The organism is Pseudoalteromonas sp. OF7H-1 (assembly GCF_022347825.1).
GTDB classification, from domain to species: Bacteria; Pseudomonadota; Gammaproteobacteria; order Enterobacterales; family Alteromonadaceae; genus Pseudoalteromonas; species Pseudoalteromonas maricaloris.
The window spans coordinates 44,944-69,644 of the sequence record NZ_JAKRFX010000021.1; the positions used below are offsets into that span (position 1 = coordinate 44,944).

The 24,701-nt window shown below is 44.2% G+C and carries 24 protein-coding genes and 9 tRNA genes; 12 read left to right on the plus strand and 21 right to left on the minus strand.

Annotated elements, in window-relative coordinates; genetic code table 11:
* Positions 1–85: 85 nt before the first annotated feature.
* Genes lnt through miaB form a run of 5 tightly spaced genes read right to left on the minus strand, consistent with a single transcriptional unit; the run spans position 86 to position 5,526 of the window.
* Positions 86–1,663 carry an apolipoprotein N-acyltransferase gene (gene lnt / locus MHN30_RS20560; protein ID WP_239360949.1) on the minus strand — a complete coding sequence of 526 codons (1,578 nt, stop codon included), beginning with the start codon at positions 1,661–1,663 and terminating at the stop codon, positions 86–88.
* Positions 1,641–2,519: a CNNM family magnesium/cobalt transport protein CorC gene (gene corC / locus MHN30_RS20565; RefSeq protein WP_010370418.1), complete on the minus strand. Its 879-nt coding sequence runs from the start codon at positions 2,517–2,519 to the stop codon at positions 1,641–1,643. The genes lnt and corC overlap by 23 nt, the downstream gene beginning before the upstream one ends.
* A 22-nt stretch (positions 2,520–2,541) precedes the next feature.
* Complete coding sequence (gene ybeY, locus MHN30_RS20570) at positions 2,542–3,000, minus strand: rRNA maturation RNase YbeY (protein WP_039491932.1); 459 nt, start codon at positions 2,998–3,000, stop codon at positions 2,542–2,544.
* Positions 3,001–3,003: 3 nt separating this feature from the next.
* Entirely contained in the window at positions 3,004–4,038 is a 1,035-nt protein-coding gene (locus MHN30_RS20575; RefSeq protein ID WP_010370423.1) for a PhoH family protein, read from the minus strand.
* A 54-nt stretch (positions 4,039–4,092) separates the two neighbouring features.
* Positions 4,093–5,526, minus strand: coding sequence for a tRNA (N6-isopentenyl adenosine(37)-C2)-methylthiotransferase MiaB (miaB, locus tag MHN30_RS20580; RefSeq protein WP_010607359.1), 1,434 nt, complete (start codon positions 5,524–5,526; stop codon positions 4,093–4,095).
* 230 nt (positions 5,527–5,756) lie between these two features.
* Here miaB and MHN30_RS20585 point away from each other — a divergent pair, with 230 nt between their 5' ends.
* A complete protein-coding gene (locus MHN30_RS20585) occupies positions 5,757–6,923 on the plus strand; it encodes an FAD-dependent oxidoreductase (protein ID WP_239360951.1) in 1,167 nt (388 codons plus the stop codon).
* A gap of 117 nt (positions 6,924–7,040) precedes the next feature.
* Here the strand turns inward: MHN30_RS20585 and MHN30_RS20590 are convergent, their stop codons facing one another.
* The 16 genes from MHN30_RS20590 to lolB form a co-directional block, all read right to left on the minus strand.
* Positions 7,041–7,595, minus strand: coding sequence for a hypothetical protein (locus tag MHN30_RS20590; protein WP_239360953.1), 555 nt, complete (start codon positions 7,593–7,595; stop codon positions 7,041–7,043).
* Positions 7,596–7,681: 86 nt separating this feature from the next.
* Positions 7,682–7,766: transfer RNA gene (locus tag MHN30_RS20595), tRNA-Leu, on the minus strand.
* Between the two features lie 41 nt (positions 7,767–7,807).
* Positions 7,808–7,882, minus strand: a tRNA-Gln gene (locus MHN30_RS20600).
* Positions 7,883–8,099: 217 nt separating this feature from the next.
* Positions 8,100–8,184: transfer RNA gene (locus MHN30_RS20605), tRNA-Leu, on the minus strand.
* Between the two features lie 79 nt (positions 8,185–8,263).
* Positions 8,264–8,338, minus strand: a tRNA-Gln gene (locus tag MHN30_RS20610).
* Positions 8,339–8,374: 36 nt separating this feature from the next.
* Positions 8,375–8,459, minus strand: a tRNA-Leu gene (locus tag MHN30_RS20615).
* A 9-nt stretch (positions 8,460–8,468) separates the two neighbouring features.
* Positions 8,469–8,545, minus strand: a tRNA-Met gene (locus tag MHN30_RS20620).
* Positions 8,546–8,547: 2 nt separating this feature from the next.
* Positions 8,548–8,622: transfer RNA gene (locus MHN30_RS20625), tRNA-Gln, on the minus strand.
* A gap of 36 nt (positions 8,623–8,658) precedes the next feature.
* Positions 8,659–8,743 (minus strand) — tRNA-Leu (locus tag MHN30_RS20630).
* 124 nt (positions 8,744–8,867) lie between these two features.
* Positions 8,868–8,944: transfer RNA gene (locus MHN30_RS20635), tRNA-Met, on the minus strand.
* Positions 8,945–9,254: 310 nt separating this feature from the next.
* Positions 9,255–10,346, minus strand: a complete 1,092-nt coding sequence (gene ychF / locus MHN30_RS20640) for a redox-regulated ATPase YchF (RefSeq protein WP_010370435.1) — start codon at positions 10,344–10,346, stop codon at positions 9,255–9,257.
* A gap of 96 nt (positions 10,347–10,442) precedes the next feature.
* Positions 10,443–11,027 (minus strand): aminoacyl-tRNA hydrolase, encoded by a 585-nt coding sequence (gene pth, locus MHN30_RS20645; RefSeq protein WP_010607356.1) that lies wholly within the window; start codon positions 11,025–11,027, stop codon positions 10,443–10,445.
* Positions 11,028–11,046: 19 nt separating this feature from the next.
* On the minus strand, positions 11,047–11,655 hold the full coding sequence (locus MHN30_RS20650) for a 50S ribosomal protein L25/general stress protein Ctc (RefSeq protein ID WP_017217941.1): 609 nt from the start codon (positions 11,653–11,655) through the stop codon (positions 11,047–11,049).
* Between the two features lie 161 nt (positions 11,656–11,816).
* Entirely contained in the window at positions 11,817–12,764 is a 948-nt protein-coding gene (locus MHN30_RS20655) for a ribose-phosphate pyrophosphokinase (protein WP_010370444.1), read from the minus strand.
* A 93-nt stretch (positions 12,765–12,857) separates the two neighbouring features.
* Positions 12,858–13,706, minus strand: a complete 849-nt coding sequence (ispE, locus tag MHN30_RS20660; protein ID WP_239360954.1) for a 4-(cytidine 5'-diphospho)-2-C-methyl-D-erythritol kinase — start codon at positions 13,704–13,706, stop codon at positions 12,858–12,860.
* The gene (lolB, locus tag MHN30_RS20665; RefSeq protein WP_157234650.1) at positions 13,703–14,287 is read right to left on the minus strand and encodes a lipoprotein insertase outer membrane protein LolB; all 585 of its coding nucleotides are present in this window, start codon (positions 14,285–14,287) and stop codon (positions 13,703–13,705) included. The genes ispE and lolB overlap by 4 nt, the downstream gene beginning before the upstream one ends.
* Positions 14,288–14,370: 83 nt before the next feature.
* On the opposite strand from lolB, the gene hemA reads away from it, so the two are divergent.
* From hemA to MHN30_RS20720, 11 genes are all read left to right on the plus strand, one after another.
* Positions 14,371–15,627 carry a glutamyl-tRNA reductase gene (gene hemA, locus MHN30_RS20670; RefSeq protein ID WP_069022217.1) on the plus strand — a complete coding sequence of 419 codons (1,257 nt, stop codon included), beginning with the start codon at positions 14,371–14,373 and terminating at the stop codon, positions 15,625–15,627.
* Between the two features lie 7 nt (positions 15,628–15,634).
* A complete protein-coding gene (gene prfA, locus MHN30_RS20675; RefSeq protein ID WP_010607352.1) occupies positions 15,635–16,723 on the plus strand; it encodes a peptide chain release factor 1 in 1,089 nt (362 codons plus the stop codon).
* Complete coding sequence (gene prmC / locus MHN30_RS20680; protein WP_130164714.1) at positions 16,723–17,565, plus strand: peptide chain release factor N(5)-glutamine methyltransferase; 843 nt, start codon at positions 16,723–16,725, stop codon at positions 17,563–17,565. The genes prfA and prmC overlap by 1 nt, the downstream gene beginning before the upstream one ends.
* 47 nt (positions 17,566–17,612) lie before the next feature.
* Positions 17,613–19,154 carry a response regulator gene (locus MHN30_RS20685; RefSeq protein WP_239360955.1) on the plus strand — a complete coding sequence of 514 codons (1,542 nt, stop codon included), beginning with the start codon at positions 17,613–17,615 and terminating at the stop codon, positions 19,152–19,154.
* Between the two features lie 8 nt (positions 19,155–19,162).
* Positions 19,163–19,537 carry a SirB2 family protein gene (locus tag MHN30_RS20690; RefSeq protein ID WP_029215915.1) on the plus strand — a complete coding sequence of 125 codons (375 nt, stop codon included), beginning with the start codon at positions 19,163–19,165 and terminating at the stop codon, positions 19,535–19,537.
* Between the two features lie 149 nt (positions 19,538–19,686).
* Complete coding sequence (locus tag MHN30_RS20695) at positions 19,687–20,553, plus strand: tetratricopeptide repeat protein (protein WP_039491951.1); 867 nt, start codon at positions 19,687–19,689, stop codon at positions 20,551–20,553.
* A 36-nt stretch (positions 20,554–20,589) separates the two neighbouring features.
* Complete coding sequence (locus tag MHN30_RS20700; protein ID WP_010607347.1) at positions 20,590–21,840, plus strand: DUF819 family protein; 1,251 nt, start codon at positions 20,590–20,592, stop codon at positions 21,838–21,840.
* Between the two features lie 10 nt (positions 21,841–21,850).
* Positions 21,851–22,705 (plus strand): 3-deoxy-8-phosphooctulonate synthase, encoded by an 855-nt coding sequence (kdsA, locus tag MHN30_RS20705; RefSeq protein ID WP_239360956.1) that lies wholly within the window; start codon positions 21,851–21,853, stop codon positions 22,703–22,705.
* Between the two features lie 85 nt (positions 22,706–22,790).
* A complete protein-coding gene (locus tag MHN30_RS20710) occupies positions 22,791–23,696 on the plus strand; it encodes a transcriptional regulator GcvA (protein WP_010370478.1) in 906 nt (301 codons plus the stop codon).
* Entirely contained in the window at positions 23,693–24,331 is a 639-nt protein-coding gene (locus tag MHN30_RS20715) for an alpha/beta family hydrolase (RefSeq protein ID WP_045989837.1), read from the plus strand. The genes MHN30_RS20710 and MHN30_RS20715 overlap by 4 nt, the downstream gene beginning before the upstream one ends.
* Positions 24,324–24,692, plus strand: coding sequence for a DUF423 domain-containing protein (locus MHN30_RS20720; protein ID WP_130126782.1), 369 nt, complete (start codon positions 24,324–24,326; stop codon positions 24,690–24,692). The genes MHN30_RS20715 and MHN30_RS20720 overlap by 8 nt, the downstream gene beginning before the upstream one ends.
* The last annotated feature ends 9 nt before the right edge of the window (positions 24,693–24,701 follow it).

Genomic DNA, 24,701 nt, shown 5'->3' on the forward strand with positions numbered 1-24,701 from the left:
GCTCGCCGCGTAAAGCGGCTCCCACCAGAGGTTATTTATTGCATGTAGGAGCGATTTCACATCGCGATAGCTAAAACAACCGCAGCTACAAAAAGTTGCGCTCAAATCGCTTAAGCACTATGGGCTTTACCTTTGCAGCGGTGAGTATCAGCATAATAAAAGCGACAATAAACCAGATGGGGTGATTACCATGCTCTGCATACCAGCTCACTCCACTAATGAGTTTTACATCACTTTTCAGTATATTGGCTTCGAATTGTGGAATGGCATGCTGAACTTTGCTAAGTGGATCGTAAACACCAGTGATACCATTATTCGTTACTCGAATTAATGGGCGCTGTAATTCTAAGGCACGCATGCGAGCGATCTGCATATGCTGATGTGGGCCGTGGGAATCACCAAACCAAGCGTCGTTGCTCACAGTAAAAAGAATATCTGACTCAGAGGTAAAGTTACCTCTGACAAGCTCGCTAAACGCGATTTCGTAGCAAATAGCGGGTAACACATGCAAACCGTTCGCAAGTAGGTTCGGTTGTATCGCATCACCTCGAGTAAATGACGACATCGCTAAGTTAAAAAGAGGGGCTATAGGACGCAATAGGTCTTCGAACGGTACAAACTCACCAATAGGCAACAATTGGTGCTTCTGGTAGCGGTTTTTGTGCAGGTAGTGATATTGCCCTTCGCTGTCTTCTTTTTCCTTTTTACCAAGGGTGATCAGCGTGTTGTACGCGGTTCTGGTATCAAACTGATAATCGGGAATACCCGTTATTAGTGCAGTTCCATTAAACGCGGCTGCTTTGTCCAGCCCTTCTAAAAATGGGTAGGCGATATCTTCAAATTCAGGAATAGCCGCTTCCGGCCACACCACTAAATCAACGCCTTGCCAGTTAGGTCTAGTCATATCTCGATATTTAGACATGGTAGGCCAAAATTGCTCAGGCTCCCAGCGCAGACTCTGCTTGATATTACCTTGTACAAGTAAGGTGATGATTTCATCTCCCGAGTATTTTAGTGGGCCTTGAATGATTGGCACACTGTATAGACCGGCAATGCTAGCAAAGCTGACTATGGTGAGATAAATAGCACGTTGTTTAAGTAGATAGTAAAGGCTTGTTGTCGCTAAAATAACTAGCAATGTTAAGCCAAATTCGCCGATCCAAGGGGCCAAACTGCTCAATGGCGAGTCAGTTAACGTATAACCAAAGCTAAGCCAAGGGAAACCTGTGAGCATGTGGCCTCGCAGCCACTCAGTAATGGCAAACCCCGCAACAAGTGCCAGCACCCGTTGCCAAGGTGTGCGAGTAAAGTAGCTAGCAAAAGCAAATGCCAATGTCGGGTAGATGGCAAGATAAGCACATAGTAATGCCATCAACAGCACTGAGACAGGTAAGGGTAAACCACCAAATTCAGCGATAGAGACATGCACCCAGCTTATGCCAAGGGCAAACCAGCCAAAGCCAAATAAGAAGCCATACTTAGCCGCGAGCTTTGGACAGGGTTTATCGGTAAGCCAAGTCGCTATAATCAAGCTGACAAACGCGATAGGCCAAAAACCAAAAGGGGAATAAGCAAAAGTAAGCGCACAGCCAGAAATGAGTGCCAGCCATGCAAACTTATCTTTTGCGAGATTACTCAGGTTAGATACTAGAGTCTTCAACATGTTCAGATTTAGGTACACTTACTTGAATTTGTAAGATCCTCCGGTTATCGGAGTTAGTTACCTTAAACTGAAGGGGATCTATGTCTATAGTTTCACCACGGCTTGGCATATGGCCAAATGCATGAAGAATAATACCGCCAATGGTATCGGCTTCTTGGGTGTCGTAGTTGGTTTTGAAGAATTCGTTGAACTCATCCAAGGGCGTGAGTGCTTGTACGGTATAAACATGTTTAGACAGCTGACGAATATCTTGTTGTTCTTCGTCGTCATCATGTTCATCTTCGATTTCACCAACAATGGTTTCGAGAATATCTTCGATAGTAACCAGTCCAGATACACCGCCGTATTCATCAATCACGATAGCCATATGGTAACGTTTTTGACGGAATTCGTTGAGCAGGGTATCGACACGCTTACTTTCAGGCACGACCACAGCGGGACGAAGATATTCGCGGATACTTGGCAAATCGCTCTCTTCGCGCAAAATCAAAGGTAAGAGATCTTTGGCAAGTAAGATGCCTTCTACGTGGTCTTTGTCTTCACAAATCACAGGAAAACGCGAGTGTGAAGATTCTACCATCATAGGGAGTTGAGCACTGAGCGGCTCATCTACATCAAGTGTAATCATTTGCGAACGTGGGATCATGATGTCACGTACTTTCAGCTCTGAAACGCTGAGTACACCTTCCATCATATCTTTGGTTTCTGGGTCAATCAGCTGGCGCTCTTGCGCATCAGCGATGACTTCAGCCAGTTCTTCTTTATTTTGGGGTTCCCCTTGCAGCATCTGTGTGATGCGTCCCAGCCAGGTCTTGCTAGAAGAACCCTGACTACTTTGCGAGTTATCGTCGCTCATTAGTTGTGTCTGCTCCGTTAATTTAACAATCGTCTCTGTAAGGATCTGCGATATTCAAAGAAGCGAGAATTTGCTTCTCTATTGTTTCCATTTCTACCGCGTCTTGTTCATTTATATGGTCAAATCCAAGTAAATGCAAGCAACCATGGATAACCATATGGGCGAAGTGGTCATGAAAGGTCTTTTCTTGCTCTACGGATTCTTGGTATACCACTTGGGGACAGATAATTAAATCACCAATAAGTGGCAACTCAATCCCCGGTGGCGCATCAAATGGGAAAGACAACACGTTGGTTGGCTTGTCTTTGCCCCTGTACTGGCTATTGAGCTCTTGGCTTTCGTGCTCGTCAGCGATGCGAATCGTTAATTCCGCTTCTTCGCGAAATTGCGTTAATGCATGTTCTGCCCATAATTGAAATTGTGCTTCGGATGGCAAGTTTTCAAACTCACAAGCCAATTGCAAATCTAGCATTAAGTCCATGGTTTATTCCTCAGAAGGTTGCTGTTTCGCTTGATGCTTTTCAGCTTTAGCGAGACGCTCTTGTTCTTCTTTCTTCTCGTATGCTTCGACGATACGAGCAACCACAGGGTGTCTAACTACATCGTGAGATTTAAAGAAGTTAAATGAAATCTCTTCTACATCATTGAGCACTTCTATCGCATGACGAAGTCCAGAGCGCGCACCACGAGGTAAATCGATCTGCGTGATATCACCGGTGATCACCGCTTTTGAATTAAAGCCAATCCGCGTTAGAAACATCTTCATTTGTTCAGTCGTGGTATTTTGGCTCTCGTCCAAGATAATAAACGCGTCATTGAGTGTTCGACCACGCATATACGCCAAAGGTGCAACTTCGATGACATTTTTTTCGATTAAGCGCTCAACTTTTTCAAAACCAAGCATCTCGAATAGGGCATCATAAAGTGGACGAAGGTAAGGGTCGATTTTTTGTGTTAAATCACCCGGTAAGAAGCCCAGCTTTTCACCAGCTTCAACCGCTGGACGAGTGAGGAGGATGCGACGTATCTCTTGACGTTCTAGCGCATCAACCGCTGCTGCAACAGCAAGGTAGGTTTTACCAGTACCCGCAGGACCAACACCAAAGGTAATATCGTGAGTTAAGATATTAGCGACATATTGGCTCTGATTTGGGTTACGAGGCTTAACCACACCGCGACGAGTCTTAATATAGACTTCTTTGTCCCACACGGTTGGGGCGTCTTGTTCAAGTACGTTCGCTTCTGTGATGGCCAGATGAACCTGATCCGGTTCGATTTCTGTCATTTTTCCTTTCACAGGCTGAGTATCAACATATAGAGATTTCAGAATATCCACAGCTGCTTTTGCCGTTACCGCTTGTCCGGTCACTTTAAACCAATTGTCACGGTGCGCGATTTCAACTCCAAGGCGACGTTCTATTTGTTTTAGATTTTCGTCGAACGGACCACAAAGTGAAGAAAGGCGGTGGTTATCTGCGGGTTCTAAGTAAATTTCTATATTCTTTATCTGATTACTCAAAATGTCTTCCTATAAAAATGACGCTAGCCGAAGCTAGCGCACAATTTAAAAATGCTAGGGGGTAAAAGTACCAACACCTAATTCATTAATTTCAGGTTCTTGTGGTGCTTTATTTAAGATATCCGACGGTTTTACGTCACGACGTAAATCCATTTCTGCTTCAGTACGGATAAGTTCACCACGTAAAGAGTTTGGTAACGCCTCAGTAATACGCACATCGACGAATTGGCCGATCACTGAGTGTGGACCTTCGAAGTTTACAACGCGGTTATTTTCGGTTCTACCACGCAGTTCCATTGGGTTTTTCTTCGATGGGCCCTCAACCAAAATACGCTGCTCGGTATCGTGCATCTTGCGGCTGATATCCTGCGCCATTTGGTTGATACGGTTCTGTAGCAGATACAGGCGTTCTTTCTTTTCTGATTCTGCAACATCATCAGGTAAGTCGGCTGCTGGTGTGCCAGGCCGCGCTGAGTAGATGAAACTAAAACTCATATCAAAACCGATATCATTAATCAGGTTCATCGTTGCTTCAAAGTCTGCGTTCGATTCGCCTGGGAAACCAATGATGAAATCTGAAGACATGCTTAGGTTCGGACGGATCTTCCGTAGCTTGCGGATCGTTGACTTGTACTCAAGCGCAGTATGACCGCGTTTCATCAGGTTTAGAATACGGTCTGAACCACTTTGTACCGGTAGGTGTAAATGGTCAACAAGCTCTGGCACATCCGCATAGGCTTCAATGATATCTGGTGTAAATTCAACTGGGTGAGATGTTGTATAACGAATACGGTCAATACCGTCAATTGCTGCAACGTAGCGAATTAAGTCAGAGAAGTAACAAATTTCACCATCGTGCATTTCACCACGGTAAGCATTTACGTTCTGACCGAGTAAGTTCACTTCACGTACACCTTGCTCCGCAAGCTGAGCAACTTCAAGGATCACATCATCTAAAGGACGGCTTACTTCTTCGCCACGCGTGTACGGTACTACACAGAACGTACAGTACTTAGAGCAACCTTCCATAATTGAAACAAATGCACTCGGGCCTTCAGCCTTTGGTTCAGGGAGACGGTCAAATTTTTCAATTTCAGGGAATGAAATATCAACGACAGCACCTTCTTTGCTTTGCACCTGCTTGATCATCTCTGGTAGACGGTGCAATGTTTGTGGGCCAAACACGATATCAACAAATGGAGCGCGCTGACGAATGGTGTCGCCTTCTTGTGATGCTACGCAGCCACCAACACCGATAACAAGATCAGGGTTTGTGTCTTTTAGTAGTTTCCAACGACCAAGTTGGTGGAATACTTTTTCCTGTGCCTTCTCACGAATCGAGCAAGTATTGAGTAGGATCACATCAGCTTGCTCAGCTTCTTCTGTAAGCTGATAGCCATTTGTTGAATCCAAAAGATCCGCCATTTTCTGGGAGTCATACTCGTTCATCTGACAACCCCAGGTTTTAATATGCAGTTTTTTACTCATTTAAATATTGCCTCGTTTACAACTCGGTGTTTAGCACTACGCGTTTCTCGTGCAGGCGATGCTGAATTGATATCATTATGCCTAAAGGACGCGTATTTTATATGACCTATCTTGTCTAGCCAAGTATAGATTTTAACTTTCAAAATGTGGATCAATACAGGGTGTTTTAAGCAAACATCTGTTTTTATATGCGTTACAATGCGCAAAGACTCAATTAAGTGGAATAAGGCATGAAAAACAAGGCTCTGATAGTCGGTGGTGGCATGGTTGGTGCGGCGTGTGCTGTTAAGCTAGCGAAGCAAGGTGTTGACGTAACCATTATTGAACATTCTCCCATCTCACCTGGTGAAATACTCGCAAGTGATAAGGTAGATATTCGCGTTTCTGCTATCAATCGCTTTTCCGAGCAGTTACTAGATGAGCTTGGTGCTATGCCTGTGTTAAGAAGCACCAGAGCCGCGGTTTACAAGCAGCTAGAAGCCTATGAGGATAAGCCAGGACAATTGATATTCGATTGTGAAGCGCTAAACGCCTCGCACTTAGGCCACTTAATTGAGAATAACCTCATCCAAGCTGCATTGTGGCAACAGTTTGAGGAATTTGATATCAAAGTGGTTTCACCAGAGGGGATCCCAAAGCGCATTGTTCATAATGAGGATTCCGTGACGATTGAGTATCAAGCAGCATCCTTTACCGCTGATTTGTTAATTGCTGCTGATGGTGGCCGTTCTATCGTCAGACAAATGAGTGGTATAGGCGTGACGGGGTGGCAATATGAGCAACATTGTATGGGGCTGCTGATTAAACTCGACGCGCCGCAACAAGAAAAAACATGGCAGCAATTTAAGCCATCAGGTCCCATTGCCTTTTTACCTATGCAGTATCCGTATGCCAATCTGATTTGGTATGACAACGGCAATAAACTCAATTTACTTAAGCAACTAGATAAGCAGGCGCTAAAACAAGAAGTAAAGGCTGCATTTTTTGAGCTACCCGGTGATTTTGAGATTGAAGAAGTGGCGGTTTTTCCTTTAGCAAGGCAACATGCTAACCAATACGTGAGCGAACGAGTGGTATTAGTAGGAGATGCAGCTCATACCATTAATCCGTTAGCAGGGCAGGGAGTAAATCTTGGCTTTAAAGACGTAGCGGCACTTGCTGAAGCGATTGAGTCAAAAGAAGATATTGGTGACGGCAGTGCACTACATCATTACGAGTCAAAGCGTAGAAAAGACAACCTCTTGATGATGAGTATGATGGATGCGTGTTATTTTGGCTTTTCGAATCAAGTAACACCGTTAAAGCATTTGAGAAATCTGGCGCTGAATGTGGCGAATAAAGCCGGACCGTTAAAAAAAGAAGTGCTTAAGCACGCCATGGGAGGGGTTGGTTTTTAATCTTTGTTCTCTACACTGAGCGTGTTACACCAATTTACTTAATTAAGTGATCTTTTTGAAGGGGCAAGTATTAAGATAAATTGGTATTACTGCACGCTTCATTATTTAGTGCCGAAATCATCTCATCAGTGTTAGCTTATCGACGACATACATCAAGGTATTAATATCAAATTTGCCATCTAGCCTTAATAACCAATCACTGTTGGGCTGCAAAATGTAAGCAGTTTGAACTCCTGAAGGTCTGATAGAAGAAAAAATATGTTTTGCTCCGTGAGTAGCGGTAAACACATTTGCTTCGTCTATAACGCCAAGCTCAGCACTGACTTTCTGCATGTCTTCACTCTGTATATCAAAGGTGCCATTGAAAGCTCGTGTCATAAACTCAAGAGGTGTTAAATCGTACTTGTTAGGTAGACCAGCAAGTGCAGTCGCGCCAGTTATCCAGCTTAACGTTAGTTCAGAAGAGTTGTCGCTAATTACAACTGAGTAGGTATCGCTAATGAAAGTTTGAAATGAAACTTTATTTGCCTGCTCCGAGGGCTGACAGTAGCTAAAATGCTTGAGTGCTATTTCTATGTGTGATGGAGAGCAAATCGAGCTAGCCTTTGCTTCTACAAAGCTAGGTATACTGAAAATGATTAATGAGAATAAAAGAAATAAAGACTTTAGCACTTTCTTTCCTAACATGGAGAAAGTTTAAAAGTAACATTAGAAAAATGAGCTAGGAATGAATAAAGAGGAAAGAAATTGTTACTAAATGGTGCGGAAAGAGAGACTTGAACTCTCACATCCGAAGATACTGGAACCTAAATCCAGCGCGTCTACCAATTCCGCCACTTCCGCACAGTAGATATATTATTTGTACCTAACATCTCAAAAAGAGATGGCTGGAGTACCAGGATTTGAACCTGGGAATGGCGGGATCAAAACCCGCTGCCTTACCGCTTGGCGATACTCCAGCAATAGAGGTAAGTTCAAATCTTATTTAGCCCAGATTTGAGTTAGGCTACCTTACCGCTTCCACTTCGTGTCGAGGCAATACCCAGCAATAGAGGTAAGTTCAAATCTTATTTAGCCCAGATTTGAGTTAGGCTACCTTACCGCTTCCACTTTGTGTCGAGACGATACCCAGCAATAGAGGTAAGTTCAAGAGTTTGAGTTCTACTTGAAAGAACATGGTGCGGAAAGAGAGACTTGAACTCTCACATCCGAAGATACTGGAACCTAAATCCAGCGCGTCTACCAATTCCGCCACTTCCGCATTATATTGTCTGGAGTATTTGGAACCTAAACCCAGCGCCTATTTCAAGACATCTGCTCATTCCTCAACTTCAGAAAGTTGGCTGGAGTACCAGGATTTGAACCTGGGAATGGCGGGATCAAAACCCGCTGCCTTACCGCTTGGCGATACTCCAACGAAAATTTGATTGTTTTAGTTCCAATCGAGAACATGGTGCGGAAAGAGAGACTTGAACTCTCACATCCGAAGATACTGGAACCTAAATCCAGCGCGTCTACCAATTCCGCCACTTCCGCATTTGTAAATGGTGGCTATGCCCTGATTTGAACAGGGGACCCCATCATTATGAGTGATGTGCTCTAACCAGCTGAGCTACATAGCCATTGGCTGGAGTACCAGGATTTGAACCTGGGAATGGCGGGATCAAAACCCGCTGCCTTACCGCTTGGCGATACTCCAACGAAAATTTGATTGTTTTAGTTCCAATCGAGAACATGGTGCGGAAAGAGAGACTTGAACTCTCACATCCGAAGATACTGGAACCTAAATCCAGCGCGTCTACCAATTCCGCCACTTCCGCACATCTTTTTGCATTAGTTATTGGAACCTAAATCCAGCGTCTATATTAAGACAACTGCCAATTCCATTACTTCCGCATATTTTTTGCAACAAAAAATCGATGAGTTTTGGTAGTAGTTAAAGCATGGTGGCTATGCCCTGATTTGAACAGGGGACCCCATCATTATGAGTGATGTGCTCTAACCAGCTGAGCTACATAGCCATCTCTTTAACTTCTCATCATCGCTGATGCGGGGCGTATTATGCGTATATGCCCCCAAGCCGTCAACACCTTTTTTGCAAAAAATCTGCTAACACAGTTTGTTTGCAGATAAATTAAGCGAAACGGCTTGTTTTTATATCAAATCAAGCGGGGCAATTGCAAATTTTTAACAAAACCTGTGAATTTTTATTCCTTTGAAGTCTATAACTTACTCTGAAGAACAAGGTACTTATTTGATTAAAAAGCAGAGTTGATAAAACTAAAAAGGAGCCGAAGCTCCTTTTATTGAAATAGCGTGTAGTAACTATGGTTACACGTTAAATAAGAAGTTCATCACATCGCCATCTTTCACGATGTATTCTTTACCTTCTTGACGCATTTTACCTGCGTCTTTCGCACCAGATTCACCACGGAACTCGATATAATCATCAAAGCCGATAGTCTGTGCACGAATAAAACCACGTTCAAAGTCTGTGTGGATTTTACCAGCAGCTTGAGGTGCTGTCGCGCCAACAGGGATAGTCCATGCACGCACTTCTTTTACGCCAGCTGTAAAGTAAGTTTGCAGTTTTAACAACTCATAACCACCACGGATCACGCGGTTTAGGCCTGGCTCTTCTAAGCCTAAGTCATCCATAAACTCTTTCTTATCTTCTTCTTCAAGTTCAGAAAGTTCAGCCTCAATTGCTGCACATACAGGGATCACAACCGCGTCTTCTGCTGCTGCAATTTCACGTACTTTGTCTAGGAATGGGTTGTTTTCAAAGCCATCTTCGTTAACATTGGCGATGTACATAGTTGGCTTGATCGTTAAAAAGTTTAGGTAGCTTATTGCTGCCGCTTCTTCTTTATTTAGCTCAAGTGAGCGAAGCGTTAAGCCTTCGTCCAAGTGCGCTTTTACTTTTTCAAGTACAACTAGTTCAAATTTCGCGTCTTTATCGCCGCCTTTCGCTTTCTTCGCGTTACGTAACACTGCGCGATCAGCAGTATCCATGTCTGCAAGTACCAGCTCAGTGTTGATAACATCAATGTCTTCAGCAGGATCGATTTGGCCAGCAACGTGAACGATATTTTCATTTTCAAAACAGCGAACTACGTGACCGATAGCATCCGTTTCACGGATGTTTGCCAAAAATTGGTTACCTAAACCTTCGCCTTTTGATGCGCCTTTTACCAAACCGGCGATATCCACAAACTCCATTGAAGTTGGGATAGTACGCTGAGGATTTACAATTTCAGCTAGCTGGTCAAGACGAGCATCTGGTACAGGTACTACACCGGTATTCGGTTCGATAGTACAGAAAGGAAAGTTTGCGGCCTCAATGCCCGCTTTAGTCAACGCATTAAATAAAGTAGATTTACCTACGTTAGGTAAACCAACAATGCCACATTTAAAACCCATAGTGTTTATTCCTAAATTTCTACCGTATTATCTCAAGCACGCATCATGGCGAACGAGAAGCTTAGGTATTACTCAATCAATCGCAGCAGTGAACTGTTACGGTTTAAATGAATGTAGTCGATTTTGCGCTTTTAACACACCGTCTTTTGCGAGTATTTCCATACATCGGACTGCTTCATCCACAGCAGCATCAATTTTCTCTTGATCAGCTTGTGGTGCTTTGCCTAAAACCCACCCTGTGACTTTGTCTCTGTGTCCTGGGTGACCAATACCAACACGCAATCGCATAAATTCTTTGTTATTTGCCATTTTAGCGATTATGTCTTTTAAGCCATTGTGACCGCCGTGACCACCACCTTTTTTGAGTTTGGCGATACCGGGTTCTAAATCCATTTCATCGTGAGCAACAAGAATACTCTCAACGGGGATCTTATAAAAATTGGCAAGACTCGCGACCGCTTTACCACTTAAGTTCATATAAGTCGTAGGGATCAGCAATTTAAACTCTTGATTATTGATGAGCACTTTGCCAGTGAGGCCGTGATGTTTAGCGTCTGGTTTTAGGAGGCAGTTGTATCTTCTGGCTAGTTCTTCGATAAACCAAGCGCCAGCGTTATGACGGGTGTTTGCGTATTCGGGGCCTGGATTAGCCAGGCCCACAAGCATTTGAATATTATTCAAGGTGTTAACACCTGAACAATTACTCAGCTGCGTCTTCAGCAGACTCTTCAGCAGGAGCTGCTTTAGGAGCGTTTACTGAAACAACCGCTTGGTCGTGATCTGCACCTTTAGCAAGTTCAACTGAAACAACGCCAGCTGGAAGCTTGATATCAGATAGGTGTAGAGTTGCGCCAACAGCTAGAGTCGCTACGTCAACTTCGATGAACTCAGGAAGTCTTGCTGGAAGACAAGTGATTTCAATTTCAGTTAGTTGGTGAACGATAGTGTTGCCACCTTTAGTTGCTTTCTCTTCGTTGATGAAGTGAACAGGAACTTTAGTGTGAAGCTTTTGAGAAGCATCAACGCGTTGGAAGTCTAAGTGAGTGATCTTAGGCTTGTACGGGTGACGTTGCATATCTTTAAGAATTGCTTCAACAGACTCACCGCCAATGTTTAGCGTTAGGATGTGAGTGTAGAAACCTTCGTCTTCTTGCGCTTTCAATACTTTGTTGTGATCAAGAGTTAGTGAAACTGCATCTTTACCAGCACCGTATAGGATTGCAGGAACTTTGTCAGCGCGACGTAGGCGGCGGCTCGCACCAGTACCTAGGTCAGAACGTACTTCAGCGTCTAATTTGTATACAGACATGGATGTCTCCAAAATAATTTAAGTTAATGTGTCAGAGAGCTCGCGACCAAGCTCCCTGCCTAAAAAAGGCGCGCCAATATACCACTAACGCACTTGCAATGAAACCTATAAAACAAAAAAAGCACCAGAGGTGCTTTTTGGCTAATCAGTTTTGGTGCCGATTAGTGTTGAAACATCGCAGAGATTGACTCTTCGTTGCTGATACGGCGGATAGTTTCGGCCATCATATCTGCAAGTGTTAGTACTTTGATGTTATCAAGCGCTTTCAATTCATCAGAAAGTGGAATTGAGTCAGTCACGATAACTTCATCGATAACTGAGTTGCGTAGGTTTTCCGCAGCATTGCCCGAAAGTACTGGGTGGGTTGCATAAGCGAATACGCGTTTTGCACCGTGCTCTTTAAGTGCTGCTGCTGCTTTACATAAAGTACCGCCTGTATCTATCATGTCATCGACAATGATACAGTCACGACCAGCAACATCACCAATGATGTGCATAACTTGAGAAACGTTAGCCTGTGGACGACGCTTATCAATGATCGCTAGGTCTTTATCATCTAACAGTTTTGCAATCGCACGAGCACGAACCACACCACCGATATCAGGTGAAACTACTACTACATCTTCGAACTTACGCTCTTTCATGTCTTCGATTAGCACTGGGCTACCGAATACATTGTCAACAGGTACGTCGAAGAAGCCTTGGATTTGTTCTGCGTGTAGGTCGACGGTAAGGACACGGTCAACACCTACGCTTGAAAGGAAGTCTGCAACAACTTTAGCAGTAATTGGAACACGAGCAGAGCGCACACGGCGGTCTTGACGTGCGTAACCGAAATAAGGAATAACGGCTGTGATACGACCAGCAGATGCACGACGTAGCGCATCAACCATGACGATTAACTCCATTAAATTATCATTTGTAGGAGCACATGTTGATTGGATGATGAATACATCTGAACCACGAACGTTTTCGTTGATTTGAACGCTAATTTCACCGTCGCTAAAACGGCCAACAACGGCATCACCTAACTCAATAAACAAACGTTTTGCAACTTTTTGAGCTAGCTCAGGTGTTGCGTTACCAGCGAAGAGCTTCATGTCGGGCACGGTAGGGTTCCTCAGGCACTGAATTTTTTGGACTAACATGCAATGACCATGAAATAAAAAAAGTCAAAACAAGCTAACTTAAACAATTTACTTCTAGTTTTGCCAAGCGCGCAATTGTCGATGACAAATTGACTCACTTGTATTTTGGGCAATAAAGCCCTGCCAAGATGAAGGTAGAGTTTCGAGCACACGCAGCGCTGCCTCACGATTTTCAAACTCCGCGAAACAACAAGCTCCAGTACCAGTCATTTTGGTTGGTGCATATTTTAGCAACCACGCGAGGGTCTTTTCAACCTCGGGGTAAAGCTTTTTGACAAGAGTTTGACAGTCGTTGCCCGTATCCGAGAGTTTCCAACCGTTTTTTAGCTTAGGCGTATTGCGTGGTAAATCTGGGTGAGTAAAGACTAACGCGGTGCTGACATGAACGGGGGGGGCAACCACCAAATACCATTTTTGCGCGATGTCAATTGGCTCAAGTTGCTCGCCAACGCCGTGGGCTACAGCTGTTTTACCTTCAACAAAAACAGGCACATCGGCGCCTAGCTGCAGACCGAGTTTTGCAAGTTCTGGGATAGTAAGCTGACATTGCCACAGCGTATTGAGTGCCAATAAAGTCGTGGCAGCATCGGATGAACCACCACCAACACCTCCACCCATGGGAAGCTGTTTATTTAAGTGAATGTCGACACCATCCGCAATTTTTTTATAGGGCTCAAGAATTTTGGCGGCTTTATAAATGAGGTTATCTTCGAGTGGAATACCTGCGGTGTCACCACAAATGACGATTTCTTGCTGGTTACTGGTTAGCGTAAATGCTAATTCATCACCAAAATCTAAGAAAGTAAATAAAGTTTCTAATTCATGGTAGCCGTCTTCTCGACGGCCATTGATATGCAAAAAAAGATTTAATTTTGCCGGTGCGCTTAGCGTCAATGTCTTCATTTAAACTGCCATGAAGTGATTAATACTTTGACCTCAATATTGGTCGATGAGAGTTTCATGCGGCTAGGCAGCCACATTCCGTCTTGCATTTTATATTGTTGATAGGTGATTTGCCACACTCGGCCAGATGGGCTTTGCCACTGTGCATTGCTTATTCTGCCAAGGTCATCAAGTTCGCTGGCTGGTGCTTCAACTAAGCCCGTTAGCCATTGAGGGGCTTGATTGACCGGAAGAGAGAGACCACTTAAACGCTTAACCAGATCGCTACTGTCCATGCCTTTATGGACATTGTCTTCAAAGGTCAGCTCCGAATGTGTGTCTAATTCTTCTAGTTCGAATATGCGGGTGCCAACAAAGCTGGTTAAAATCAGATTTTGTTTATCTTCTTTTAAATACCAATTAAAGTTAGCTGATTGACGATTGTCTGGGGCAATAAATGCAAGTTTACCTCTCGCTTGCCAATTTTTTTGTTGTTTTAGCCTAGATTGCCAGTCTTGTGCTACGTTTTGCTGAGGTAATTGTTGCGCACAACCCGTTAAAATTAATAAAAATATGAGTAAAATCAAATGAAGTTGTCTCAAAGGCCTTTCCTTACTTTCCATATTCGATTGATTTTTGGTAAAATTGCCGGCTTTAAAGCAGGGCTCGAGCAATACTGGCATCTATGACCATCATCGCACTTGGTATCAATCACAAAACCGCGTCTGTAGAATTACGTGAAAAAGTGGCGTTTTCTCCAGAACAGCTTACAGAAGCATTGCACCAACTCCAACATTCTTCGCAGTTTAAAGAATCTGTGATTGTGTCGACCTGCAATCGAACCGAGATCTATTGTAGCCTTGAGTCTGCTGATCCCCAAGCACTACTCGGTTGGTTGTCAGATTTTCATAACATAGAGCAACGAGACTTAACAGAAAATGTCTATGTGCATATGAATCAGGATGCGGTGAACCATTTAATGCGAGTTGCCTGCGGTCTTGATTCATTGGTGTTAGGTGAGCCACAAATTCTTGGCCAAATTAAACAAGCTTTTAGTACGGCCAAACAACACCATGCAATTCAGCCAACATTTGAGCGTTTATTCCAAAAGACTTTTTCGGTGGCGAAGCAAGTGCGCACCGAAACCGATATTGGTGCAAGTGCTGTCTCAGTGGCGTATGCCGCTGTTAATTTAGCAAAGCATATTTATGGTCAATTGGATAAAACTCAGGTCTTGTTAATTGGTGCCGGTGAAACAATAGAGTTAGTTGCTAAACACTTATCGCAGCATAATCCAAAGTCAATCACAGTCGCGAACCGCACAATTGAGCGCGCACAAAACCTAGCAAAAGAAGTTGGCGGTAGTGTTATTTCACTGGCACAGTTACCAGATGCGCTACCAAGTGCAGACATTGTTATTAGTTCAACTGCGAGCACCTTACCAATTATCGGTAAAGGAGTGGTCGAGCAAGCGCTTAAAAAACGTCGCCATAAACCAATGTTATTTATTGATATCGCGGTGCCTCGCGATATCGAAAGCCAAGTGTCAGAGTTGGATGCTGCATATCTTTATTCAGTTGATGACCTGCAGGCGATAGTCAATGAAAACTTGGCCAGTCGTGAACAAGCGGCCATTGAAGCGCAGCAGATCATCGATGTACGCACGCAAGAGTTTTCCGAGTGGCAACGTTCGCTGCATTCAGTGGATGTGATTAGGCAGTATCGCCAAAGCGCGCAAGAAATTAAAAATGAGCTCGTGGACAAAGCAATAAATCAGCTACAATCGGGCAAAGAAGCAGATAAAATTATTATTGAATTAGCAAATAAGCTGAGTAATCGACTAACACACGCACCAACACGCGCCATTCAAGAGGCTGCGAAAGAAGGCGATATAGATAAGTTAGCGCAACTCAAGCAAACATTAGGTATTGAGCAGGAATAACGTGTAAATGAAAGAGTCTGTATATCGTAAGTTAGAAACCTTAGTAGAGCGCTATGAAGAAGTTCAAGCGATGCTAAGCTCGCCTGAGGTGATTAGCGATCAGAACCGCTTTCGCGCCTTGTCAAAAGAGTTTTCAGAATTGGAAGACGTAGTTAAAGCGTTTACAGCCTACCAGCAGGCTCAGGAAGACGTCGCAACTGCTGAAGAAATGCTAAAAGACTCAGATCCAGACATGCGTGAAATGGCACAGGAAGAGTATAAAGAAGCAAAAGCTGCCATTGCTGCGCTTGAAGATGACCTTCAAGTATTGATGTTACCAAAAGACCCAAAAGACAATAACAACGTATTCTTGGAAGTGCGTGCGGGAACTGGTGGTGATGAAGCCGCGATTTTCGCTGGCGATTTATTCCGTATGTATAGCCGCTATGCAGAAACGCAAAAGTGGCGCGTTGAAATCGTGAGCGCTAACGAAGGCGAGCACGGTGGCTATAAAGAAGTTATCGCTAATATTAGTGGCGACGGTGTTTATGGCAAACTTAAGTTTGAATCTGGCGCTCACCGTGTACAACGTGTGCCTGAAACCGAATCTCAAGGCCGTGTTCACACCTCTGCATGTACGGTTGCCGTGATGGCAGAGATCCCAGAGGCAGAAGCAATCGAAATTAATCCATCTGACCTAAAAGTGGATACTTTCCGTGCTTCGGGTGCCGGTGGTCAGCACGTAAACAAAACCGATTCTGCTATTCGTATCACTCACTTGCCGACAGGCGTTGTGGTTGAATGTCAGGACGAACGTTCACAACATAAAAATAGAGCGAAAGCGCTGTCTGTACTAAGTGCGCGTTTACAGCAAGCAGAAGATGAAAAACGTGCAGCGGCAGAAGCTTCTGAACGTCGTAATCTAGTAGGTAGCGGTGACCGCTCTGAGCGTATTCGTACTTACAACTTCCCGCAGGGCCGTATTACCGATCACCGTATCAACTTGACGCTATATCGCCTTAATGAAGTGATCTCCGGTGAGTTGGGCGCTGTTATCGATCCGCTGGTTATTGAATATCAGGCTGATCTACTAGCAGCAATGAGCGAAAGCGATTAATGCCAACACTTAACATTGCCCAAGCCGTTGCTTGGGCAACCTCTGAACTGTTACCACACTCCGAGTCAGCAAAGCTCGATAGCGAAGTGTTGCTACTCCATGTTATCGATAAAAACCGCACTTATCTCTTTACTTGGCCCGAAGCTGAGCTTTCTACACTAGAGCAGCAGCGATTCGAAGAATGTATCGCACGCCGTGTTACGGGAGAGCCCGTGGCACACATCACAGGTCAAAGGGAATTCTGGAGCCTGCCTTTAAAAGTCAACAACAGCACACTTATTCCAAGACCTGATACTGAAACACTGGTTGAGCATGTTTTAACACTCAATATGCCAAATGACGCTCAAGTGCTAGACTTAGGCACAGGCACTGGCGCGATTGCACTGGCGTTGGCGAGTGAATATCCAGCTTGGCAAATCACCGCAGTAGATGCTTCAGCAGATGCCGTGGCGCTTGCAAAGTCTAATCAATCTCAGTTGGGCTTTAGAAACGTGTCGATTTTGCAAAGTGATTGGTTTAGTGCAGTTGCAGATCAACAGTTTGATTTGATTGTGAGTAATCCACCTTATATTGATGAAGCCGATCACCACTTATCACAAGGGGATGTGAGATTTGAGCCGCTCAGCGCGCTGGTCGCGGATGACCATGGCTATGCGGATATTTTTCATATCATCAGGACGGCTAAGCTACATCTGAACTCGGGGGGATATTTGCTACTTGAACATGGTTTTGAGCAAGCAGATAAGATCCAACAGTTTTTTGCAGAAATGGCGTATATTAATATACTTACAATAAAAGATATGGCAGGGTGTGATAGAGTGACGTTGGCAATGTTGCCGTAAAGTCATGAACTCACACGAAAGTTAGGCGCTTCAATAGGATCCGCAATATGGATGATTTTTTGTTTTCAGACGAACCCGCTGACGTAATTGAACCTGAAAAAGTAGGCACTTGGAAGGTTATTATTGTCGATGATGAGCCCGAAGTGCATGCAGTGACAAAGTTAGCACTGAGTGACTTTGAGTTTCAAAAAAAGCGTCTGGAATTTATTAGCGCTTATTCGGGTGAAGAAGCAAAGAAAATCGTCGATGCCAATCCCGATGCTGCGGTGGTGTTACTGGATGTTGTCATGGAAACCGACGATGCTGGTTTGCAGGTCGCAAAATACATTCGTGAAACCGCCAAAAACAATCATATCCGTATCATTTTAAGAACTGGTCAGCCGGGTCAAGCGCCTGAGCGCCAAGTTATCGTGAACTACGATATCAACGACTATAAGTCAAAAACAGAACTCACCGCGCAAAAGCTCTTTACTGTGGTCATGTCGAGTTTACGTTCATATCGTGACATCCTCGCCATCGATCAATCAAGACAAGGGCTTGAGAAAATCATTAAAGCCTCTCGCGATATTTTTGCTACTCACTCAATTGAGAGTTTTATTGAGGGCGTGTTACAGCAACTTACTTCGCTGATAGGTACGGTCGACCAAGCCATGTATGCAACGTCACTTGCGGCGGGTAAAGAGCCAGGTCAAACGAACGATCAACTGGTTGTATTTGCAGGGCGTGGAGAATTTGAAAGTAGTGAAGGTAAGCCGATTTCTGAAGTGCTTAGCAGCGACCAAATGGATGCTTGCTTAAAAGCACTACAAGATAAAGACATTGTATATAAAGATAATTATCTATTCGCCTATTGCTCCAGTGACTATAACCACGCCTCAATGCTATTTGTGTCTGGTATTCCTGAGTTCTTAACCGAAACTCAGCGTCATTTAATTGATATTTTTGCTCAGAATATGCAATTGGCGTACGAAAATGTACAGCTACAAGCCGAGATTGAAGATACCCAGCAAGAACTGGTGATCCGTTTAAGTGAAGCGCTTGAGCTTCATTCCACCAATACCGGCAATCATGTTAAGCGCGTTGCATATCTTTGTCATACGCTTGCCAAAGAAATGGGTCTTTCTGATAAAGAAGCTGAGCTGGTGAAAATGGCGTCACCATTGCACGATGTGGGTAAAGTTGGAATTCCTGACGCGATTTTAAATAAGCCTAGCAAGCTGGATGACGAAGAGTGGAAAGTCATGCAAACCCATACAGACAAAGGCTTTGACTTGTTAAAAGATTCTCGCCGTGAGATTGTCAGTGCGGGCGCACTAATCGCTCGAGACCACCATGAAAAATGGGATGGTAGCGGTTATCCGAAAGGTAAAAAAGGTGATGAAATACACCTTTATGGTCGCATCGTAGCACTAGCTGATGTGTATGATGCCTTACGCCATAAACGTTGCTACAAAGAGGCATGGAGCCAAGAAGAAGCGCAAAAAGAGATCACTGCGCAAAAGGGAAAACACTTTGACCCCAAACTCGTAGATGTATTCAACCGTTGTATTAATGAGTTAGAATTGATCCTACAACGTTTCCCTGATTAGAGAATAATATGGATTACATGGCGTTAAAACATACGCACTTACTATTTGTGGTATTGAGCATAGTGCTATTTTACACTCGCGCGTTTTCGCGTTTGGGCTCTGGTAAATTAGCAACAAACAAAGGCGTGTTTATTACCAGCCACAGTGTAGACACTTTGTTGTTAGTTACAGCAGTTATTTTGGCGGTAACGGCAGGGCTCAATCCTGCACAACAACCTTGGCTACTACAAAAAATCGTATTGGTGTTTGGTTATATCGCATTGGGCTTTGTAATTGCAAAAGCAAGTGTTAAAAAGACCAAATATTTGGCGCTAGGCGCTGCAACATTGGTACTAATGGCCATCGCGCATCTCGCCGTAAGCAAGCAAGGCTTCTTTGCTTAAGCATTTCAATTGGCGCTTGGCTTATCACCGAGCGCTTCTATATCTCCATAATAAGTAAACATTTTTACTATTTCAGCGAACGATAGATTGGTATTACTAAATTTCCCCCCTTGGGAATATGACAAAAAGTGGTAAACTAGTCGTTCTAAATGAAAGCAATTCAAGAGAAACCGAATTCTATGAAGAATGATATCTGGTTAGATGAGAATGACTTATCTCTCGATGACAATTCAGATGCATTTTCCTATCCGCCATTGATCCGTTGTATCAAGGCTGAGCAAAGTTGGGATGCACAAGCTGACACCAATGAAACTTTGTGTCAGTTAGCAGAGCTTGAATTTGCCGTGGATGAAATTCGCCATAAGCATGCAAACAATCATAAATGTTTGGATGAAATCTTAGACGCTTTTTATACCTTGTGGCTATTCAGTGGCAGCAGTCAAAAGGTGCCTGAATATAAGCTCAATAGCGTTTGTTACGCACTTTCTATGCGCAGTGGCACCAATACTGCACTGGGTCTTGTCTTAGTGCATCTGCTTGAACGAGCGAAATTAGAGGCAAGCCTTGCTCTAAGCCAAGGGGAGATTGTCGTGCACGTCGCTTTTAGCGAAGAAGAAGGTTATGTCATTGAGCCAAGTTCAGGCCACCAGAGCTGGTACATAATTCCAGAAAACGAAAACAATCAAGACAAAGAGCAAGAAAAAGACCAAGAGCCGATGGAGCTTATTTTTAACGAAGAGTCGTTAAAGCTTTATTTGTCTCAGCAAAAATGGGCGTTTATTGCCGCAGAAAAGTTTGGTCACGCGCTAAGTTGCGTTGAGCAATTGATGGATATCTTAGGCGATGATCCTTATGAACGTCGTGATAGAGGCTATCTACTCAACCAATTGAATTGTCCGAAGATGGCAAAAGACGACCTACAATTTTTTGTTGATGAATGTCCGGACGACCCAACCATTGAAGTGATCCAGCATCAGATCAAAGAGTTGGCCGATCATAATAATATTTTGCATTAAAAATAGTTATATAAAAAATAATAACAGCGAGGATTTATGGAGCAAAGCGCTGCGCTCGTTACCAATAACGCGGTAATTATGGGCCTATTGGCCGTTATTCTGGGATTTGTTTTTTACACATCGAGTCAAAAAAGCGGAGTTTGGGCAAAGTTTTACAAGTACGTGCCGGCGCTGTTGATGTGTTATTTCTTACCATCTCTGTTAAATACCTTTGGTATCGTTGATGGCAACAATAACGATGTTTACACGGTAGCAAAGTATTATCTGTTACCCGCTTGTTTGGTGTTATTGACACTGAGTATTGACCTAAAATCGATAGCGGCTTTGGGTAAAAAGGCAATTATCATGTTCCTAACGGGAACGGTGGGTGTGGTGATTGGTGGCCCAATTGCGCTTTTACTTACTGCTACCTTTATGCCTGAGCTACTTGGTGTGACTGGCCCAGAAGCTGTATGGCGTGGTATGGCCGCACTGGCAGGAAGCTGGATTGGTGGCGGTGCCAATATGGTGGCGATGAAAGAGATTTACGGCGCAGGCGGAGAAATCTTCACCATCATGGTAACGGTTGATATTGTTGTCGCAAACTTGTGGATGGCGTGCTTGCTCTATATGGCGGCGCGTAATAAAGAAATTGATGCGCGAACCGGGGCGGATACTTCTTCAATCAACCGCCTAATTGACAAAGTACAAGCATTTGAAGCCGAGCACGCAAGAAAACCCGAGCTCAAAGATTTGATGATCCTAGTTGGTTTTGCTTTTGGTGCAACGGGGCTTGCGCATTTTGCTGCGGACTTACTGGTGCCATTTTTTAGTAGTAACTACCCAGAGCTGAAGAAGTTCTCTCTTCACAGCAAACTGTTTTGGATCATTGTCCTCGTTACAACCATAGGTCTAGCACTTTCGTTTACCAAAGCACGTCAATATGAAGCGGTTGGCGCGTCAAAAATTGGCTCGAGCTTTTTATATATTTTAGTAGCAACCATTGGTCTACACATGGATATCACCAAAATTGTTGAGGCGCCTAAATACGTCGTTATTGGTGTTATTTGGATGGCCGTGCATGTTGGTTTGTTATTTATCGTTGCTAAATTAATTAAAGCACCTGTGTTTTATGTTGCCGTTGGCAGTAAAGCAAACATTGGTGGTGCGGCATCTGCGCCGGTGGTGGCCTCGGCGTTCCACCCGGCGCTTGCTCCGGTCGGTGTGTTACTGGCGGTACTTGGTTATGCCCTTGGTACTTATATGGCTTGGTTATGCGGACAATTGCTTCGTGTAATAGGCAGCTAAAGGATAAAAAATGAATACAGATATTATTAATGTTGCGGGACGAGAAGTTGCAAACGATAAGCCGTTCGTACTGTTCGGTGGAATGAATGTGCTTGAGTCTCGTGACTTAGCAATGCAAATCGCAGAGCATTACGTTGAGGTTACAAGTAAACTTGGGATCCCATACGTATTTAAAGCGTCATTTGATAAAGCCAATCGCTCGTCAATTAACTCTTACCGTGGCCCTGGCATGGAAGAAGGCTTAAAGATTTTTGAAGAAATCAAAAAGACCTTTAATGTACCGGTTATCACCGATGTACATGAACCATTCCAAGCAAAACCCGTTGCGGAAGTTGCTGATGTGATCCAGTTACCGGCGTTTCTTGCTCGTCAAACTGACTTAGTTGTCGCGATGGCAGAAACTGGTGCGGTGATCAACGTGAAAAAACCACAGTTTTTAGCGCCACATGAAATGCGTCATATCATTAAGAAGATCAATGAAGCGGGTAATGACAAAGTTATCCTCTGTGAACGCGGCAGTAGCTTTGGTTATAACAACCTGATCGTAGATATGCTGGGCATGGATGACATGAAGCGTATGGCTCCTGTTATTTTTGATGCGACACATGCGCTACAGCGTCCAGGTGGTCGTAGCGACTCTGCCGATGGCCGCCGTGCTCAGGCTGCTGAGCTTGCTCGTAGCGGTATGGCACTTGGGTTAGCTGGACTCTTTATTGAAGCGCATCCGAATCCAAATGAAGCTAAGTGTGATGGTCCTTGTGCATTGCCATTGGCTAAACTTGAAGGCTACCTACAACAAATGAAAGCGATAGATGAGCTAGTTAAGAGTTTTGCGCCACTGGACACCAGCGCAGCTGATTTATAATCTATACCCAAGCGACCTCATAATTAGATGTTGTTTGGGGATTTTACTTGCCCGCGGTTAGCGGGTTTTTTATAGGCATGAATGAATGTCACGACGAGTTCCACCATTAAATGCATTAAAAGCCTTTGAGGCGGCGGCACGACACCTGAGCTTTACCAAAGCAGCGGAGGAGTTGTACGTCACTCAAGCTGCGGTTAGTCATCAAATTAAAATCTTAGAAGAACATCTAGGTTTAAAACTGTTTTTGCGAAAAAATCGCTCTTTACTGTTAACTGAGGAAGGGCAGGGCTATTACCTCGATATTAAAGATATTTTTTCACAATTAATCGATGCGACTGAAAAGCTCCTAGCGCGAGGCGCAAAAGGGTCGTTAACGGTGAGTTTGACGCCGAGCTTTGCAATTCAATGGTTGGTACCAAGGCTGAGTAACTTTAATGAGTTGCACCCTGAAATCGACGTACGGATCAAAGCCCAAGATCACGATGATAATTCGTTAACGGATGATGTTGATGTCGCGATTTACTACGGTCGTGGTAACTGGAATGGGGTGCAAACCCATAAGCTACATACCGAGTACTTTGTGCCGTTATGTAGTCCATTTTTGTTAACAGGCCCCAAACCGCTTAATCAGCCAAGTGACTTGGCCCAGCATACTTTACTCCATGACACCACGCGTCGCGCTTGGAAGGCATGGATGAAAACCGCAGGGGTCAGAAATGTGGCGGTAAATACTGGCCCTATCTTCAGTCACTCTTCTATGGTGTTACAGGCAGCAATTCACGGCCAAGGCGTGGCGCTGGGCAATAGCGTACTGGCAAGGCCGGATATAGATGCAGGGCGACTGGTTATTCCGTTTAGTCACCACCTCGAAAGTAAAAATGCCTATTATTTGGTATTTAGAGAGTCGCAGTCAGAGCTGGGTAAAATAGTTTCATTCAAAGAATGGATGCTCGGTATGGTAGAACACGAACAAGAGTTAAATAGTTTATGAGCGCAGTAAATATTGAATGGCACTATGCTGAAAACCCAGTTGCACAGTTTATTTTTGCCCATGGTGCAGGCGCAGGAAGCGATAGCGATTTTATGCAAGAAATGGCTAAATTGCTTGCTTCTAAGGGCGTTCAAGTTGGACTCTTTGACTTTGAATATATGCAGCAAGCCAAACAAGAAGGGAAAAAGCGCCCACCAGAGCGTGCCCCTAAGCTACTCGCGTATTTTCAGCAAGTATTGGCCGCAGTAGAGCCAAGTTTACCGCTCTTCATTGGTGGTAAGTCAATGGGCGGGCGTATGGCATCTATGCTGGCCTGTGAAACCACCGTAAAAGTGGAAGGGGTACTTGCGTTTGGTTACCCATTCCACCCGCCAGGTAAGCCGGAAAAGCTCAGAGTGGACCATTTTCCTGAGCTGAAATGTCCGCTGCTCATTTTACAAGGCGAACGTGATACCTTTGGCAATCGTACAGAGGTTGATGCCATGTGCTTTCCAGAGCAAGTCATGGTGAAATGGCTCAAAGATGGCGACCATTCACTCAAGCCTCGTAAAGTGAGTGGTGTAAGCGAGTCAGAGAGCCGCGCGAATGCTGCCGTGATAGCGGCGAATTTTATTAAGGAGCGCTGTCATGGCTAAGCTCTACTTGATCATTGGCAGCGTGTTTTGTTTATTGTCTGTGGCATTGGGCGCGTTTGCCGCTCACGGTCTCAAAGGACGTTTGAACGACTACGCCATTGGTATTTTTAATACGGCGTCACAGTACCAAATGACTCACGGCCTTGCCATTATTGCCACCGCGTTTTTAATCAAATGGGGCCTCAAGGTGCAAGTTGCTGGCGGTTTCTTTATTGCTGGTGTACTGCTATTTAGTGGTAGTTTGTACTTACTTGCCTTAACAGGTATGAAATGGCTAGGGCCAATCACCCCAATCGGTGGTACCTGTTTTTTAATTGCTTGGATTTTATTGATAGTTCAAGCTGCTAAATCTTCCTTTTAATCTAGAGAA

What these genes read in the sequence shown, in the direction of transcription:
- lnt (WP_239360949.1), bottom strand. Translation starts at nt 1,663, where the DNA reads ATGTTGAAGACTCTAGTATCTAACCTGAGTAATCTCGCAAAAGATAAG.
- ispE (WP_239360954.1), bottom strand. Translation starts at nt 13,706, where the DNA reads ATGAAGACATTGACGCTAAGCGCACCGGCAAAATTAAATCTTTTTTTG.
- ychF (WP_010370435.1), bottom strand. Translation starts at nt 10,346, where the DNA reads ATGGGTTTTAAATGTGGCATTGTTGGTTTACCTAACGTAGGTAAATCT.
- MHN30_RS20650 (WP_017217941.1), bottom strand. Translation starts at nt 11,655, where the DNA reads ATGTCTGTATACAAATTAGACGCTGAAGTACGTTCTGACCTAGGTACT.
- kdsA (WP_239360956.1), top strand. Translation starts at nt 21,851, where the DNA reads ATGAATACAGATATTATTAATGTTGCGGGACGAGAAGTTGCAAACGAT.
- MHN30_RS20585 (WP_239360951.1), top strand. Translation starts at nt 5,757, where the DNA reads ATGAAAAACAAGGCTCTGATAGTCGGTGGTGGCATGGTTGGTGCGGCG.
- hemA (WP_069022217.1), top strand. Translation starts at nt 14,371, where the DNA reads ATGACCATCATCGCACTTGGTATCAATCACAAAACCGCGTCTGTAGAA.
- MHN30_RS20700 (WP_010607347.1), top strand. Translation starts at nt 20,590, where the DNA reads ATGGAGCAAAGCGCTGCGCTCGTTACCAATAACGCGGTAATTATGGGC.
- MHN30_RS20695 (WP_039491951.1), top strand. Translation starts at nt 19,687, where the DNA reads ATGAAAGCAATTCAAGAGAAACCGAATTCTATGAAGAATGATATCTGG.
- miaB (WP_010607359.1), bottom strand. Translation starts at nt 5,526, where the DNA reads ATGAGTAAAAAACTGCATATTAAAACCTGGGGTTGTCAGATGAACGAG.
- MHN30_RS20715 (WP_045989837.1), top strand. Translation starts at nt 23,693, where the DNA reads ATGAGCGCAGTAAATATTGAATGGCACTATGCTGAAAACCCAGTTGCA.
- MHN30_RS20720 (WP_130126782.1), top strand. Translation starts at nt 24,324, where the DNA reads ATGGCTAAGCTCTACTTGATCATTGGCAGCGTGTTTTGTTTATTGTCT.
- ybeY (WP_039491932.1), bottom strand. Translation starts at nt 3,000, where the DNA reads ATGGACTTAATGCTAGATTTGCAATTGGCTTGTGAGTTTGAAAACTTG.
- MHN30_RS20690 (WP_029215915.1), top strand. Translation starts at nt 19,163, where the DNA reads ATGGATTACATGGCGTTAAAACATACGCACTTACTATTTGTGGTATTG.
- MHN30_RS20685 (WP_239360955.1), top strand. Translation starts at nt 17,613, where the DNA reads ATGGATGATTTTTTGTTTTCAGACGAACCCGCTGACGTAATTGAACCT.
- prfA (WP_010607352.1), top strand. Translation starts at nt 15,635, where the DNA reads ATGAAAGAGTCTGTATATCGTAAGTTAGAAACCTTAGTAGAGCGCTAT.
- MHN30_RS20710 (WP_010370478.1), top strand. Translation starts at nt 22,791, where the DNA reads ATGTCACGACGAGTTCCACCATTAAATGCATTAAAAGCCTTTGAGGCG.
- corC (WP_010370418.1), bottom strand. Translation starts at nt 2,519, where the DNA reads ATGAGCGACGATAACTCGCAAAGTAGTCAGGGTTCTTCTAGCAAGACC.
- prmC (WP_130164714.1), top strand. Translation starts at nt 16,723, where the DNA reads ATGCCAACACTTAACATTGCCCAAGCCGTTGCTTGGGCAACCTCTGAA.